This window comes from Streptomyces sp. NBC_00385 (genome assembly GCF_035917155.1).
Taxonomy (GTDB): Bacteria; Actinomycetota; Actinomycetes; order Streptomycetales; family Streptomycetaceae; genus Streptomyces; species Streptomyces poriferorum.
Genome location: NZ_CP107951.1, coordinates 8,362,583 through 8,376,218, shown reverse-complemented (window position 1 = coordinate 8,376,218; position 13,636 = coordinate 8,362,583). Strand labels below are relative to the sequence as shown.

General features: G+C 72.3%; 11 protein-coding genes and 1 pseudogene. 7 read left to right on the top strand and 5 right to left on the bottom strand.

The window, feature by feature from the left end:
• Positions 1-4: 4 nt before the first annotated feature.
• Positions 5-592 (top strand): hypothetical protein, encoded by a 588-nt coding sequence (locus OG959_RS37000; RefSeq protein ID WP_326665622.1) that lies wholly within the window; start codon positions 5-7, stop codon positions 590-592.
• Positions 592-1,611: a serine/threonine-protein kinase gene (locus tag OG959_RS36995; RefSeq protein ID WP_326665620.1), complete on the top strand. Its 1,020-nt coding sequence runs from the start codon at positions 592-594 to the stop codon at positions 1,609-1,611. The genes OG959_RS37000 and OG959_RS36995 overlap by 1 nt, the downstream gene beginning before the upstream one ends.
• Here OG959_RS36995 and OG959_RS36990 read toward each other — a convergent pair.
• Entirely contained in the window at positions 1,608-2,894 is a 1,287-nt protein-coding gene (locus OG959_RS36990) for a streptophobe family protein (RefSeq protein WP_326665618.1), read from the bottom strand. The genes OG959_RS36995 and OG959_RS36990 overlap by 4 nt on opposite strands.
• A 141-nt stretch (positions 2,895-3,035) precedes the next feature.
• On the opposite strand from OG959_RS36990, the gene OG959_RS36985 reads away from it, so the two are divergent.
• Positions 3,036-4,343 (top strand): DUF6777 domain-containing protein, encoded by a 1,308-nt coding sequence (locus OG959_RS36985; protein WP_326665616.1) that lies wholly within the window; start codon positions 3,036-3,038, stop codon positions 4,341-4,343.
• Positions 4,344-4,443: 100 nt separating this feature from the next.
• Positions 4,444-4,941, top strand: a complete 498-nt coding sequence (locus OG959_RS36980; protein ID WP_326665614.1) for a GNAT family N-acetyltransferase — start codon at positions 4,444-4,446, stop codon at positions 4,939-4,941.
• Positions 4,942-5,048: 107 nt separating this feature from the next.
• Here the strand turns inward: OG959_RS36980 and OG959_RS36975 are convergent, their stop codons facing one another.
• Positions 5,049-6,929, bottom strand: a complete 1,881-nt coding sequence (locus OG959_RS36975) for a rhamnogalacturonan lyase (RefSeq protein WP_326665612.1) — start codon at positions 6,927-6,929, stop codon at positions 5,049-5,051.
• 262 nt (positions 6,930-7,191) lie between these two features.
• On the opposite strand from OG959_RS36975, the gene OG959_RS36970 reads away from it, so the two are divergent.
• Together OG959_RS36970 and OG959_RS36965 are read left to right on the top strand one after the other, a co-directional pair.
• Positions 7,192-9,216, top strand: a complete 2,025-nt coding sequence (locus OG959_RS36970) for a SpoIIE family protein phosphatase (protein ID WP_326666825.1) — start codon at positions 7,192-7,194, stop codon at positions 9,214-9,216.
• Between the two features lie 241 nt (positions 9,217-9,457).
• Positions 9,458-9,856: pseudogene (locus OG959_RS36965) on the top strand (hypothetical protein); the annotation flags it as partial.
• Positions 9,857-9,953: 97 nt separating this feature from the next.
• On the opposite strand, the gene OG959_RS36960 reads toward OG959_RS36965, so the two are convergent.
• Together OG959_RS36960 and OG959_RS36955 are read right to left on the bottom strand one after the other, a co-directional pair.
• The gene (locus tag OG959_RS36960; protein WP_326665610.1) at positions 9,954-10,427 is read right to left on the bottom strand and encodes a lamin tail domain-containing protein; all 474 of its coding nucleotides are present in this window, start codon (positions 10,425-10,427) and stop codon (positions 9,954-9,956) included.
• A gap of 412 nt (positions 10,428-10,839) precedes the next feature.
• The gene (locus tag OG959_RS36955) at positions 10,840-11,487 is read right to left on the bottom strand and encodes a DUF6629 family protein (RefSeq protein WP_326665609.1); all 648 of its coding nucleotides are present in this window, start codon (positions 11,485-11,487) and stop codon (positions 10,840-10,842) included.
• A 283-nt stretch (positions 11,488-11,770) separates the two neighbouring features.
• Here OG959_RS36955 and OG959_RS36950 point away from each other — a divergent pair, with 283 nt between their 5' ends.
• A complete protein-coding gene (locus tag OG959_RS36950) occupies positions 11,771-13,063 on the top strand; it encodes a pectate lyase (protein ID WP_326665607.1) in 1,293 nt (430 codons plus the stop codon).
• Positions 13,064-13,153: 90 nt separating this feature from the next.
• Here OG959_RS36950 and OG959_RS36945 read toward each other — a convergent pair whose 3' ends face one another.
• Complete coding sequence (locus OG959_RS36945; protein ID WP_326665603.1) at positions 13,154-13,453, bottom strand: DUF1876 domain-containing protein; 300 nt, start codon at positions 13,451-13,453, stop codon at positions 13,154-13,156.
• Positions 13,454-13,636 lie beyond the last annotated feature (183 nt).

Below are 13,636 nucleotides of genomic sequence, written 5' to 3'. Positions count from 1 at the left end.
GCCCATGGAGACCGAGGACTTCCGCCCCACCCACGTCGTTCCCCAGGACGGGCTGCCCGCCTGGGAGGCGCCCGACGTGTCCCGGCCCACCGAGCCCCTGGACCCGCTGCTTCCCGTGCAACTGCTCGACCGGCGCGGCGACTGGGGCCAGGTCCTGTGCGCCAACGGCTGGTCCGCCTGGGTCGACGGCCGGCTGCTCGTGTCCGTACCGCACGACCCGCCGCAGGCCGGTCAGCCGATGGCCCGCACGGCGGACCCGCGGCCGCTGCTCGCCCGCGTCCAGGAGTCGCTGGACCGTTTCCGCCGGGCATCCGAGGAACTCGTCGAAGGCCGCATCGACGGCGAGACCTTCCGCCGTCGCACCCAGGGGCTGCGGGCCGGAGTGGTCGTCGACGGCGAGGCCGTGTGGCTGTTCGACGCGGAGCACGAGCGCTGGGTGTACACGGACGGGACCCGGCTGACGACCTACGCGGCCGGGTCCGGCCCCGGCCGGACCCGGCCGAGCAGCGCCCCGGCGGGCGGAGCCGCGCCGGAGGCGACCCGGCTCGTCGACCCCGGCACGCATCCGCCCACCCGGCCGGGTGACGGGTGATGGCCCCCGCCACCGGCCCTCCCGGCGATTCCGCCCTGCCCACCGGGCGGCCCTCCGACCTGATCGGCAGGCAGATCGCCGACTACCTGGTGGAGGACGAGATCGGACGAGGTGGGATGGCCGTCGTCTACCGGGCCAAGGACCTGCGCCTGGACCGCACGGTCGCCCTCAAACTGCTCGCCCCGGAACTCGCGCGCAACGACACCTTCCGCAAGCGCTTCACCCATGAGTCGCGGGTGGCCGCCGCGATCGACCACCCGCACATCGTGCCGGTCTTCGAGGCGGGTGAGACCGAGGGCATCCTCTACATCGCCATGCGCTACGTCGCCGGCCAGGATCTGCGCGCCCTCATCGACCGGCAGGGGCCGCTCCCCCTCGGCACCGCGCTCCGGATCGCCGCCCAGGTGGCGTCCGCGCTCGATGCCGCCCACGATCACGACCTGGTGCACCGGGACGTCAAACCCGGCAACATCCTGGTCGCGGCGGGCACGGACAGCGACCATCCGGAGCATGTGTACCTCACGGACTTCGGCCTCACGAAGAAGTCGCTGTCCCTCACCGGGTTCACCTCCGTGGGCCAGTTCGTCGGAACACTCGACTACGTGGCACCCGAACAGATCTCGGGCCGTCCCGTGGACGGGCGCTGCGACGTCTACAGCCTGGCGTGCGTCGTGCACGAGACGATGGCCGGCGCGCCGCCGTTCCAGCGCGACGACGACATGGCGCTGTTGTGGGCCCATCAGTTCGACCCGCCGCCCGCGCTGACGGGGCTGCGCCCCGATCTTCCGGCCGGCATCGACGCGGTGCTGGCGAAGGCCCTGTCCAAGAGTCCGGACGACCGCTACGACTCGTGCCTCCAGTTCGTGGCCGCGCTGCGTGCCGCGGCACGGGGCGAGGTGGGGGGCGGTCATCCGCCGACGCAGGTGGACCGGAGGATCGGCGCCTGGCGGTCGGGACCCGAACCGCCGCCCGAACCGCCGCGGTGGGCGTCGCCGGTGTTCGGCGGCGGGAGGTCCTAGGGTCTTCCCGCATCCGCCTCGCCGCGCCGGTGGACGCGCAGGGCCAGCAGCCCGCCGAGGAAGCCGGTGACGAGCCCCCACAGCACGGCGATGCCCAGCGCGCCCCACAGCCGCGGTCGCAACAGCACCTCGCCGCCCAGCCCCCCGCCGAGGTCGCCGAGGCCGAGGAGGGACAGACCGTAGTGAGCCGAGATCCGGACGAGCAGGCACACGGCGAGCACGGTGAGGGCGAGCGCCACGGCCATGTGCACGGCATGCTGCCAGGGACGCATCCGGGCCGGTGAACGCGCTGCCGTCAGGAACGCGGCCGCCACGGTGAACAACGCGGCGGCGACGACACACCACCAGACGCGGCCGTCCTGCTCGGCGAGCGTGCCGACGTTCAGCGTGGAGAGGTCCGGTGTCCGCAGGACGGAGTCCAGCACCTGCGGCATCGGCAGTCCGAACGGCCCGTCCACCTTGCCTTCCCAGGAGGCCCCGAGGCCCAGGGTGAACACCAGCCAGACGAGGTTGGGCAGTCCGAGCAGGATCACCGCGAACGTCTCGGCGGGATGTCCCCGGGTCACCACGACGACGAGCGCGATGACCAGACCGACCAGCACGTAGGCGAGCAGCAGCGCCACCATCGCGTACGCGGCCGGGCGCACCGATTCCTGGAATCGCACCAGCCGTGCGGGGAGCGGCGCGCCGCGCGAGACGAGCAGGGCCAGGACGAGGACGCCGGCCAGCCAGAGCAGGCCGAGGACCAGAGTCAGCGGGATCTCGGCACGGAACCCGACCTGCGGCGACGCGTCGAGCACGTCGCCGATGACGCCGCCCGTCGGGTCGGCCGCCGGGACGTCGAAGGTCTGCCGGGCCAGGAGGGACAGCGCGACGAGCACCAGGAGCCACAGCACCGCGATCCGGCCCGCCCATCCGGCCAGTTCGCGAGTGGTGGCGACGGCCCGGTGCCGCAGGGGGCGGAGGAATCCGGCGGCGAGAACGAACGCGCCGACAAGGGTGACCGAGAGCGGCAGTGCCGAGATGTCCGCGTGCGTCCTGGCGAGTTCCCCCGCGTTCCCCGACAGGGCGACCGATCCGCCGGCCGCCATGACGACGACGGCCGCGACCACGCGGGGCAAGGAACCGCCGGGCAGTTCCGCGGCGCCCGCCGCCCACAGTCCGAGGGCGGCGGTGACGCCCATGACCAGCAGCCCGGCGAAAACGGCCAGCAGGGCGTCGCCCCAGCCGTGCGCGGCCCGCGTCCGCGTACGGTCCCGGCCGTCCGATCCCTGTGTGCTCACGGCCCCACGCTAGGCAGCCGCGAGATGCTCCGCCCCTCGGGTGGGCCGCCCGCGTCGGCTTGCGGGCCGCGCGGGTAGCGGGCACACAATGGCTGATACCCGAAGAATCCGGTACCGATCCTGGCGTGGGAAAGAAGAGCCGTGAGTGACCAGCCGCCGTCGTCCGGCCGCCCCACGGGGCCGCCGTCGGGACCGCTTTCGGGCCCTTCCCAGGAGGGCCCCGTCCCGCCGCCTCCCGAGCGCCCGTCCGGCCCGCCGGCGGGCCCGCCCTCCGGAGGCGGCCATGACGGACCTCCCGGCCCCGGCGGTCCGGGCGAGACCCCCGAGAGCCCGGGGCGCGGCCCCCGCACCCCTTGGTGGCGGTCGGTCCCGAAGGTGGCGACGATCGTGGTCGCGCTGGTGGCGGCAGTGGTGCTGGCCGTCGTCCTCACCCGGCCGGGCGGGTCGGACCAGGCGGGCGGGGAGGTGTTCCTCGAGGCGGCCGGATCGACCGGTCCCGATCCGTTCACCGGTTCGACAGCACGCAGCAGCGCCGGGAACGCGACGCCCACCGCCGTACCGAGTCCGGTGGCGAGCGCTTCCCGGACCCGGTCCAACATCACCCAGGGCGTGGACGGTTCGGCGCCCGGCCTGTACGGCGGCACCCGCAAGGTCGCCTCCTGCGACGTGGAGAAGCAGATCACCGCCCTTGCGGACCAGCCGGCCAAGAACAAGGCCTTCGCCTCGGTCGAGGGCATCGCCCCGTCCGGCGTCCCGGCGTATCTGCGCGCCCTCACTCCGGTCCAGTTGCGGCTCGACACCCGCGTGACCAACCACGGTTACGAGAACGGCGCCGCCACGAGCTACCAGGCGGTCCTCCAGGCCGGCACGGCGGTGATGATCGACGACCGCGGAGTGCCCAGGGTCCGGTGCGCCTGCGGCAACCCGCTGTTGCCGCCGGTCGCGCTGAAGGGAACCCCGGAGCAGAAAGGCGAGGCGTGGCCGGGCTACCGGGCCGGAGACGTCGTGGTGGTGGAGCCCGCCGCACGGCCGGTGAACGTGTTCGTCATGTTCGACCCCGGGACCGAGGGGTGGTTCGAGCGGGACGCGGGCGACACGGGTGACAGCGACAAGAAGACCGATCCGCCCGCCGACCCGGACGCCTCACGGTGTCCGCCGCGGTCCGGCGGCGGTTCGGCCGAGCCCTGCCCCTCGGATCCCTCCTCACGTGCCCCGTCGTCCGGGGAGCCGTCGTCGCCCTCGACGGAGCCCGGTGGGTCGACGGAGCCGCCCCCGCCGCCGCCTCCTTCGTCCGAGGAGCCGCCCCCGTCACCGCCGCCCTCCTCCGAGGAGCCCCCGCCGACATCGGAGTCGGCCCCGGAGCCCGTGACCCCGCAGACCGGGGAGTCCGAAGCCCCACCGCCCGCCCCGCCGGCGTCCGGTGACGGGACGGCGGACGGAACGGCGTAGGGCCCGGGTTCCGTCGGCCGGAGACCGAACCGCCCTCGGACGGGCATCGAGCCCCGCCGGCCGGAAACAGGAGAGCGCCAACCGCCCGTACGCTGCCACGATGCACCGCATGGATGCCGAGAACCTCAAGGGACTCCGAGTGGACAGGGCGGACACGGCGGACCGGGCGGCGTTGGCCGCGCTCGACCCTGTCGCGGAAGGGGGCGACCCCGCACGACGGGACGCCATCCGGCGCTGGTGCGAGCGTGGTGTGGTCCTCATGGCCCGGGACGCGTCAGGACCTGTGGGTTACTGCGTGCTGGAGTACACGTTCTTCGAGCAGGGCTTCGTCACCATGCTGATGGTCGCCCCGCGTGCCCGGCGGCGAGGCGTGGGAGCGCATCTCCTCACGGCGGTCGAGACCGCCTGCGCCACCGCGAAGCTGTTCACTTCGACCAACGTCTCCAACCACCCCATGCGGCAGTTGCTGCGACGCGCGCACTGGCACCCCAGCGGTGTGCTCCACGGTCTCGACGACGGAGATCCCGAACTCTTCTTCCGCTGCCCGGGCACTCGCACCGTCCGGGACGCGGGCGCGACTCCCTTCTCCGCCCCCTGACGTGGTCGCCCGGCGAGGAACTCGCCGTCCCGGGGAGCCGGCCGGCGGCTGCGGGTGGTCGCCTGCAGCCGCCTTCCCTTGAGCTCAGGAGGCCCGTGCCCGCGCGGCTAGGGCGTCGACACCGTGGGCCGGGGCGCGGTCGCCATCCCGCTCCCGATGAAGAAGCTCGGGTGGGGCGGCTGGTTGTACGCCGTGTTCTGCCAGGCCAGCGCCGTGCGGTAGGTGGTGTCGTGGAGCAGTGTGGTGATCTTCGTGCCGGTCTCGTACGGCGTGGAGTAGATCCGCAGAGCGGTGTTGTTCGTGGTCGCCCAGACCACTTCCTCACGCCAGTCGCCGAACAGGTCGCCCGAGATCGCGGGGGTCGCCTTGGTGCCGTTGTTCGAGTGGACCGACGCCCCGGTCAGCTGCCTGGTGTCGCCGGAGGTGCCGTACTTGTCGATGTGGGTCCCGTCGAGGAGTTCCCGGGTGGTGTCGCCGTCCCACCAGGACAGGAAGTTGGCGCTGGAGGGCTTACGGCTCGCGACGACGGCGCCTTTGGGGTTGCGTACCCCGTCGGCCGCCGACGACCACGACTCGGCACCGGCGCTGCCGGACCAGATGTCGTCGCTGACGCCGCGTCCGTTGTCGCCGGCGGCGGGCGTCGACCAGATGATCTGGCCGGTCCTGGCGTCCGCCATCCATGACGAGGGTTTCGAGCTGTCCTCGTCGACCTTGAATTCCTCGAGTCCTGATCGGGACGGGTCCAGGTCACCGACGTGCATGGCGTCGCCGTGGCCGTTCTTCGTGGTCCACAGGGCGTTGCCGTTGTCGTCGACGGCCATGGCTCCGTAGACGATCTCGTCCTTGCCGTCCGCGTCCACGTCGGCGACGGACAGCTGGTGGTTGCCCTGGCCGTCGTATCCCTTGCCGGAGTTGGTCGAACTGTTGGTGTCGAAGGTCCACCGCCGGGTGAACGCACCGCCCCGCCAGTCCCAGGCGGCGATCACCGTACGCGTGTAGTAGCCGCGGGCCATGATCAGCGAGGGCCTGGCGCCGTCGAGGTAGGCGGTGCCGGCCAGGAAGCGGTCGACGCGGTTGCCGTAGCTGTCGCCCCACGAGGAGACCGTGCCGCGCGCCGGGACGTAGTCGACGGTGCCCATGGCCGCGCCCGTCTGGCCGTTGAACATGGTCAGGTACTCGGGTCCGGACAGGATGTAGCCGGAGGAGTTGCGGTGGTCGGCCGACGCGCTGCCGATCACCGTTCCCTTGCCGTCGACGCTGCCGTCGGCGGTCTTCATCGCGACCTCGGCCTTGCCGTCGCCGTCGTAGTCGTACACCTGGAACTGGGTGTAGTGCGCGCCGGAGCGGATGTTGCGGCCCAGGTCGACGCGCCACAGCCGGGTGCCGTCGAGCTTGATCCCGTCGACGATCGTGTTGCCCGTGTAGCCGGACTGGGAGTTGTCCTTGGCGTTGGTGGGCTGCCACTTCAGTACGAAGTCGAGTGCGCCGTCGCCGTCGAGGTCGCCGACGGAGGCGTCGTTGGCCTCGTAGGTGTAGGCGACGCCGTCGGGGGTCGTGCCGCCGGCGGGCGGGCTGATGGGCACGTCCTTGTAGCCGCTGCGGAACTGGATCGCGTGCACGGAGTCGCTCTGCTCGACGCCGCCGACGATCGCCCGCACCGTGTAGTCCGCCGAGTTGGGGGCCCCGGCGTGGAAGTAGTTCGTCGAGCCGGTGACCGGTGCGGCGTTGACCTTCGTGCCGGCTCGGTAGACGTTGAAGGACACGTCGTCGGCGTCGGTGGCCAGCCAGCGCCAGCTGATCAGGTTGCCGGCGTCCGTGTGGACGCTGACGACGCCGCGGTCCAGCGCCTCCGCCTGGCGCGCGGTCGCGGCATGCGAGGTCTGACCGGTGACGATCAGGCCGGCGGCGGCCAGCACACCTGCGGTGACGGCGCCGATCAGGGTACGGGTGCGGCGGCCGCGGGGGGATCTGGGTTGCTCAGGAGCCACGGTGCGTGCCTTCCGGAGTGGGGGTGTCGGGTACCTCTCAGTCACCGCCGGGGCCGGAAAGGTTGCCGTCGGGGCGCACCGGATGTGTGCGGAGGTCCGGGCGGGCCGGCTTCACCCGTCTGCCGCAGTGCGGTGGCGGGCCGGGCGGGGTATGCGCAGGCTGTCGGCAGAGCTGCCGATTCGCAGGGGCGGCGGAGCCAGATGGGGGTGCGACGTGCCGGACGCCGGTGCACCGGTCCCGGGGACGCCCTCGGCCGAAGGGATGACGGACGCGCTCCTGGACACGCTGTTCAGCCAGTCCGCGGTGGGACTGCACGTGCTGGACACGGACTTGCGCGTGGAACGGGTCAACTCCCTGTCCGACGCGGTCGCGCCCGAGCGGATCGTGGGACTGCACTTCACCGGGGCGTACCGGGTCGACGACCCCGAAGGGGCGGAGGAACTGCTGCGCGGTGTGCTGGAGAGCGGTGTGCCGGTCCTGAACCACATGATCCGCGGGCAGCTCATGGGGGCGCCCGGACCCGACCGCAGTCTGATGGTCACGGTCCACCGCCTCGACGACCCTTCCGGCCGGCCGCTCGGACTGCTGGCGGCCGTCGTCGACGTCAGCGAACGGGAGAAGTCCCGCGACCGGGTGGACGCTCTGGCCGCGGTCCGCAGGAATGTGGGCCACTCCCTCGACATGGAGGCGATCTGCCAAGGGTTCGTGAGAGCACTCGTGCCCCGTTTCGCGGACTTCGCCGTGGTCGAGGTGGTGGACGACGTACTGCGTGGTTCACGCGCACCGCTCAGCCCGCTGGGATCCGATGTCCCGCTGCGCCGCGCGGCCCAGCTGGGGACCGACGGGGACACCCCGGTGGGCGTGACGCGGCGGTTGCCCGCGGGCACTCCGTACGCGCTCGCCGCCAGCGACCTGAGGCCCCGGCTCGTCCAGCTCGGCCCGGACACTCCTTGGCTGGACTCGGATCCGGTCGCCGGGCACATGGTCACGGCGATCGGTGCCCACTCCCTGATCGTGGCCCCGCTGAAGCTGCACGGGTCCTTCCTCGGCCTCGTGAGCATGTACCGCTGCCCCGGCTCCGAGCCGTTCGACGAGAGAGACCTCACCTTCGCCCTGACTGCGGCCGCCCATACGGCGCTGAGCATCGAGACCTCGCGGCGCTACGCGCGCGACCATGTGATCGCCTCGACCGTCCAGCGCCGGCTGCTGCCCCAGTACAACGGCACCCGGATCGCCGTCGAGACCGCACATGTGCTGCTTCCGGGGCGCAACAGCGGCTGCTGGTTCGACACCATCGGGCTGTCCGGTGCCCGGACCGCGCTGATCATCGGGAACGTCGCCGGGCACGGTCTCCAGACCGCCATCACCATGGGGCAACTGCGTACCGCGCTGCACGCCCTGGCCGGTCTCGACCTGGACCCCGACGAGGTACTGGCCCGCCTCAACGACACGGCCGACCGCCTCGCCCGGGAGCGCCGGTCGCTCCCGCCGGGTGACTCGCTGCACCGCCAGCCGCTGACGGCGACCTGCCTGTACGCCGTCTACGACCCCTTCACCCGGACCTGCACCGTGGCGCGGGCGGGGCATCCGGGGCCGGTCGCCGTCGATCCGGACGGGCGCCCGGTCGCCCTCGACGTGCCCGAGGGGCCGCCCCTGTTCTCGGACGACAGCGCCCCGTTCGCCACCGCGACGGTCGAACTCGCCGAGGGGAGTGTGCTGGCGTTCTTCACCGGTTCCCTGCTGTCCGACGATCAGTCCGTGACCAGGGTCCAGGACGCGCTCGCCTATCCGGACCGCCCCCTGCAGGAGCTGTGCGACGCCGTCGTGTACAACATCCCCGCCGAGACGCACCCGGACGGTGCCGCGCTCCTCCTCGCCAGAACGGGCGTCGTCCCGCCCGACCGGGTCGCCACCTGGGAGCTGGCGCACGACCGGACCACACCCGCCATGGCCCGGACCCTGGTCCGCGACCGGCTCGAGGGCTGGAACCTCGGCGAGGAGACGATCGAGGCGACCGAGCTGATCGTGAGCGAGCTGATCACCAACGCTGTCCGATACGGAACCCCGCCGCTGCATCTGCGGCTCCTGCTGGACCGCACCCTCACCTGCGAGGTCCACGACACGAGCCCGGTGGCCCCGCATCTGCGTCACGCCCGCACCGTCGACGAGGGCGGCCGCGGCCTGTTCATCGTCTCCCAGCTCGCCACGCACTGGGGCACCCGGTACAGCGTCGACGGGAAGGCCCTCTGGACCGAGCAGGAGGTCCCGCCCGACGACGTCTCCTGACGGGGCAACACCCGCCGCGAAAGGAGCCGCGGAAGGCTCCGGCTCGCAGCATCGCCCGGGGAGACGGGGCATGAGGGCACGGGCACGGGCAAGGAGGCCTTCCGCGGGGAGCCGCACCCTCTGCGTGCCGTCGCGTTCGTGCTCGCCGCCCTGTGCACGCTGGTCATGGCCCTGACCGCGACCGCGCGCTCCACCCTGCTCTCGCCGGCCTTCTACCAGCCGGTGCTCGACGACCAGGGGGCCGACGCCCGGCAAGATGGTCGACAGCGGCCGGCGGCTCGTGGTCTTCGCCGAGCAGGCCGACGGGCCGGCGCCCTGGTACCGCAACTTCCACCGGTACGGGATGGAGACGCCGTTCGCATTCCGCTCCCCCGCCGACATGACCTGCGTCCCGCACCTCGGCGACGCCGGCAAGCGGCTGTTCCTGCTGAACCACTTCATCACGGCCGCGGGCGGCAGCCGGCTGGACGCGGGGAAGGTCAACGCCCGTGACCGGGTGCTGGACCGGGCCCACCGGTGCGAGCGGGAGCGGGGAAGTCCGGTGAACTTCGTCGCCGTCGACCACACGACGATCGGCGATGTGCGCGGGGCGGTGGCGGCGCTCGACGAGGAGCGGGCGGCGGCTGCCGGCACCTCGTGACGGACAGGGGTGCGGCGCACCACGGAGGTCGGGCCGTGGTGCGCCGCGGTCAGGACGCCGGCGGCCGCCCCGGGTTCAGTGGGCGGCCGCCGACGGGTCAGTGGCGGCCGCCGTGGCGGTGACCCCAGGACTTGGAGTCGACCTTGTGGCCGTGCGCGTCACGCAGGGTCGCCGTGTCGCTGCTGTCCCAGACGTAGCGGCGCAGGTCCTGGTAGACGTCGGTGCGGGAGTCGCGGCCGACTCCGGTGTGCACACGCACCGAGGAGCGGCCGGGCAGCCGCAGGTCGAACCGGTAGGTACGGCGGCTCTCGTCACGAAGGGTCCAGCCGCGCAGGTTGACCGAGTGGCGGCTCGTGTTGGTGACGGTGACCCACTCGCCGTTCAGGCTGCGGTTCGAACCGTTGTCGCGGCCGGGGCTGTCGTACTGGATCTTGCCCAGAACGACGGCCGAGCGCGGGGCGTGACCGCGGCCGTGGCCGTGGTCATCGGCGACCGCCGGGAGAGCGGCGGCGGCCACCAGCGCGCCGGAAGCGAGAACAACAGCGGTGATCCGTCGTGCGGAACGGGACATGAAGACCCCTCAAGTGCAGGCCCGGGCCTTGCGGTCCGGGCGTTTTTCGGCCCCGGTGTAGTGCCGGGAAGGCATACTTTGACCGGGTTGCCCGGTGTCCGGTAGCCATCCGGGGCCGTGTTACGAGACGCGGACATTTCCGTCACACGCGGTTGTACGCGACATCCACCGAAACATCCGGGTACCTGTCAATCGCTGGCCGCTGCACCCACCCCCACGGCGCCGGGTTGACGGATGCCGGCACCCGAGCGGGTCCCCGCGGGACCGGGGCCCATGAGCTGCCGGTCCTGGCCCGGCATCCGTAACAGCGGCGTCACGGCCGGACCTGAACGCCCGTTCCGTTACCCCGGGAAAGCAGCACGAAGGTTCCCTCGAACACCGTCCGAAGATCCGGTCACGTCCGGCTCGTCCGTCATTCCCCGGCCGTGCGGGCAGGGCGGCCCGCGGTCCCGGCAGGGCGCCTCCCGGACCAGCCGAGCAGGACCACCGAGCAGACCGCGGCGAAGGCGCACCAGGTGGAGATGAATTCCAGCCGCCACAGCGCGGCGCAGACCGCGGCCCCGCCCGCGACCAGCACGCCGAGCCACACCAGCACCCGGTCACCGGACAGGAGCAGCGATCCGACGGTGGCCAGGAGGTAGCCCGCCACGAGCAGTTCGGGCCGCGGCAGGTCGAGGACGTACCCGAGCGTGTGGCCACGGATCTGCGCCGTCACCGGCCGGGTCGCCAGGCTGTACGCGAGCGCCGCCGAGGTCGCCGCCCCCACCACCACCGGCACCGCGAGTCCGCGCCGGGCCCGCGGCGGAGCCGAGCACAGCACGCCCAGCGGCACCCACAGCGCCAGGGCCGGCAGGGCGATGACCGCCCAGGCGACGGTGGCCGGCCCCGTTCCGCCGTCCGCGCGCCAGACCACGGACTCGATGATCTGGTGGGCCCCCAGGAGCAGCGGCAGCGCCGCGAGCGGAAGGTCACGGACCCGACGGGTGCGGAGCACGCAGGCGGCACCGATCGCCGCAATCGCCGTGCCCGCGACGAGGTCGGCGGTCGCACTCCAGCACATGGCGTCACCCTGGGGTTTCTCGTCCGTGGCGACCGGTCTCCGCCGCGGCCGCTCCCCCTGTCACGCTACGGCCCGCCCCGGTGGGTGCCGAACCATGACACTCCCACTTCTTGACCGGTCCATGCCGTTGACGTACCGTCACCGCTGTTCTCATACAAGAACTCGGTTCACCATACGGAACATCACGAGTCGTGGTTCCGATGGTCGAGGGATTGCCTACCACCGCACCAAACCACTCATTGGTGCCTGCGGAGGACACCGCAGGCGGTGAAAGGAATACCCAGTGCGTACCAGAAATCAGCATGCCAGACGCAGGGGCGGCCGGGCAGCCGCCTCGTTCGTCGCGATAGCGTCGCTCGTGCTCGCGGGGCTCACGGCGCTGTTCGCCACCGGCTCCGCGACGGCGGCCCCCGCAGCCGGCTCGTACAGCCTGTCGAACGCCGCGAGCGGACTGTGTCTGGAGGTTCCCGGCGCGGGAACCTCCGACGGCGTCCAGCTCGCCCAGCGGTCCTGCAGTGGTGCCGCGCACCAGACGTGGCAGCTCAAGAGCTCCGGCAGCGGCTACACGCTGACCGCCGCGCACAGCGCCAAGTGCGCCGGTGTCCGCGGCGCCTCGACGAGCGCGGGCAAGGCCGTGGAACAGCAGAGCTGTACCGGTGGGGCCGGCCAGGTGTGGACGCTGACCCAGGTCAGCGGCAGCACGTACCAGGTCGTCAACGCCAATGGCGGCAAGTGCCTGAACGTCAAGGACGGTTCGACCGCGGCCGGTGCCCTGGTCCAGCAGAACTCCTGCGACTCGGTGACCAGCAAGCGCTGGACGTTCACCGCGGCCGGATCGACGCCCACCGACCCGCCCACGGACCCGCCGACCGACCCCGGCTCCGCGCCCGCCTGGCCGACGGCCACCAGCAGCCAGGCCGTGACCTCGACGATGAAGGTCTCCGGCACCTACGACGGCAGCCTGAAGCGCTTCTACGGCAGCGGCGACCTGGGCAGTGACGGCCAGGACGAGGACCAGCCGGCCCTGATCGAGCTGGCCGACGGCGCCACGCTGCAAAACGTCATCCTCGGCTCCCCCGCCGCGGACGGCGTGCACTGCCTGGGCGCCTGCACGCTGAAGAACGTGTGGTGGGAGGACGTGGGCGAGGACGCCGCCACCTTCCTCGGCGGGTCCTCCTCGCTGGTGCGCACGATCGACGGCGGCGGCGCGAAGCTGGCGGACGACAAGGTGTTCCAGCACAACGGCGGAGGCACCCTGATCATCAAGAACTTCCAGGTCAGCGACTTCGGCAAGCTCTACCGCTCCTGTGGCAACTGCTCCACCCAGTACGGCCGCCACGTCCAGGTGCAGAACGTCTGGATCACCGCACCCGGCGACGGCCTCGTGGGGATCAACCCCAACTACGGCGACACGGCCCGCCTCTCCGGCGTGACGATCTACGACGACGGGGACCGTGACATCGACGTCTGCACCAAGTACAAGGGTGTGACCAGCGGCGAGCCCAGCAAGACGGGCACCGGCCCGGACAGTACGAACTGCCTGTACGCCACCTCCGACATCACCTATGTCGACTGATCACCGGTGACGCGCCGGGCCCGCCCGTCCCGGACACCGGGGCGGGCGGGTCCGCGGCGGTGACCTGCCGGCCCGGAGGCCGGCAAGTCCTCAGGCCGTCGCGTCCGACCAGGCGTACGGCGGTGGCACGGGCCCGTCCCCGGGTCCCGCGCCGGCCCGGCCCAGCTCACGGTCGGCCACACTCATCAGCTGACCCGCGACATCGCGCATCGCGCGGCTCGCCGCCAGTTCGTCACCGATGGTGGGCACGTCCGGGTCCTGCGGGCTGCATCGGGCGACCCCGTGGCCGGTGAGTTTCGCCGTACCGGTGTCCAGCACCGCCTCCGCCTTCGTCGTACCGTCGTCCTCCGACAGATCGACACGGACCGTCCACTCCATCGTGCGGTTCATCGTGCACCTCCCGGCCCGTACCGGCAGGCGGGCGCCCGCCGCCGTACGGCTCCGTTTCCAGCATCCACCCAACCGGCGCCGCACGCCCGTCACGGCTCGGCCTGCGAGGACGCCCGGACCGAAATAGGATGCAGGGACCACGCCCGCAGCTGCCGGGCCGGGCGCTTGCCCTCCGGGTCACCG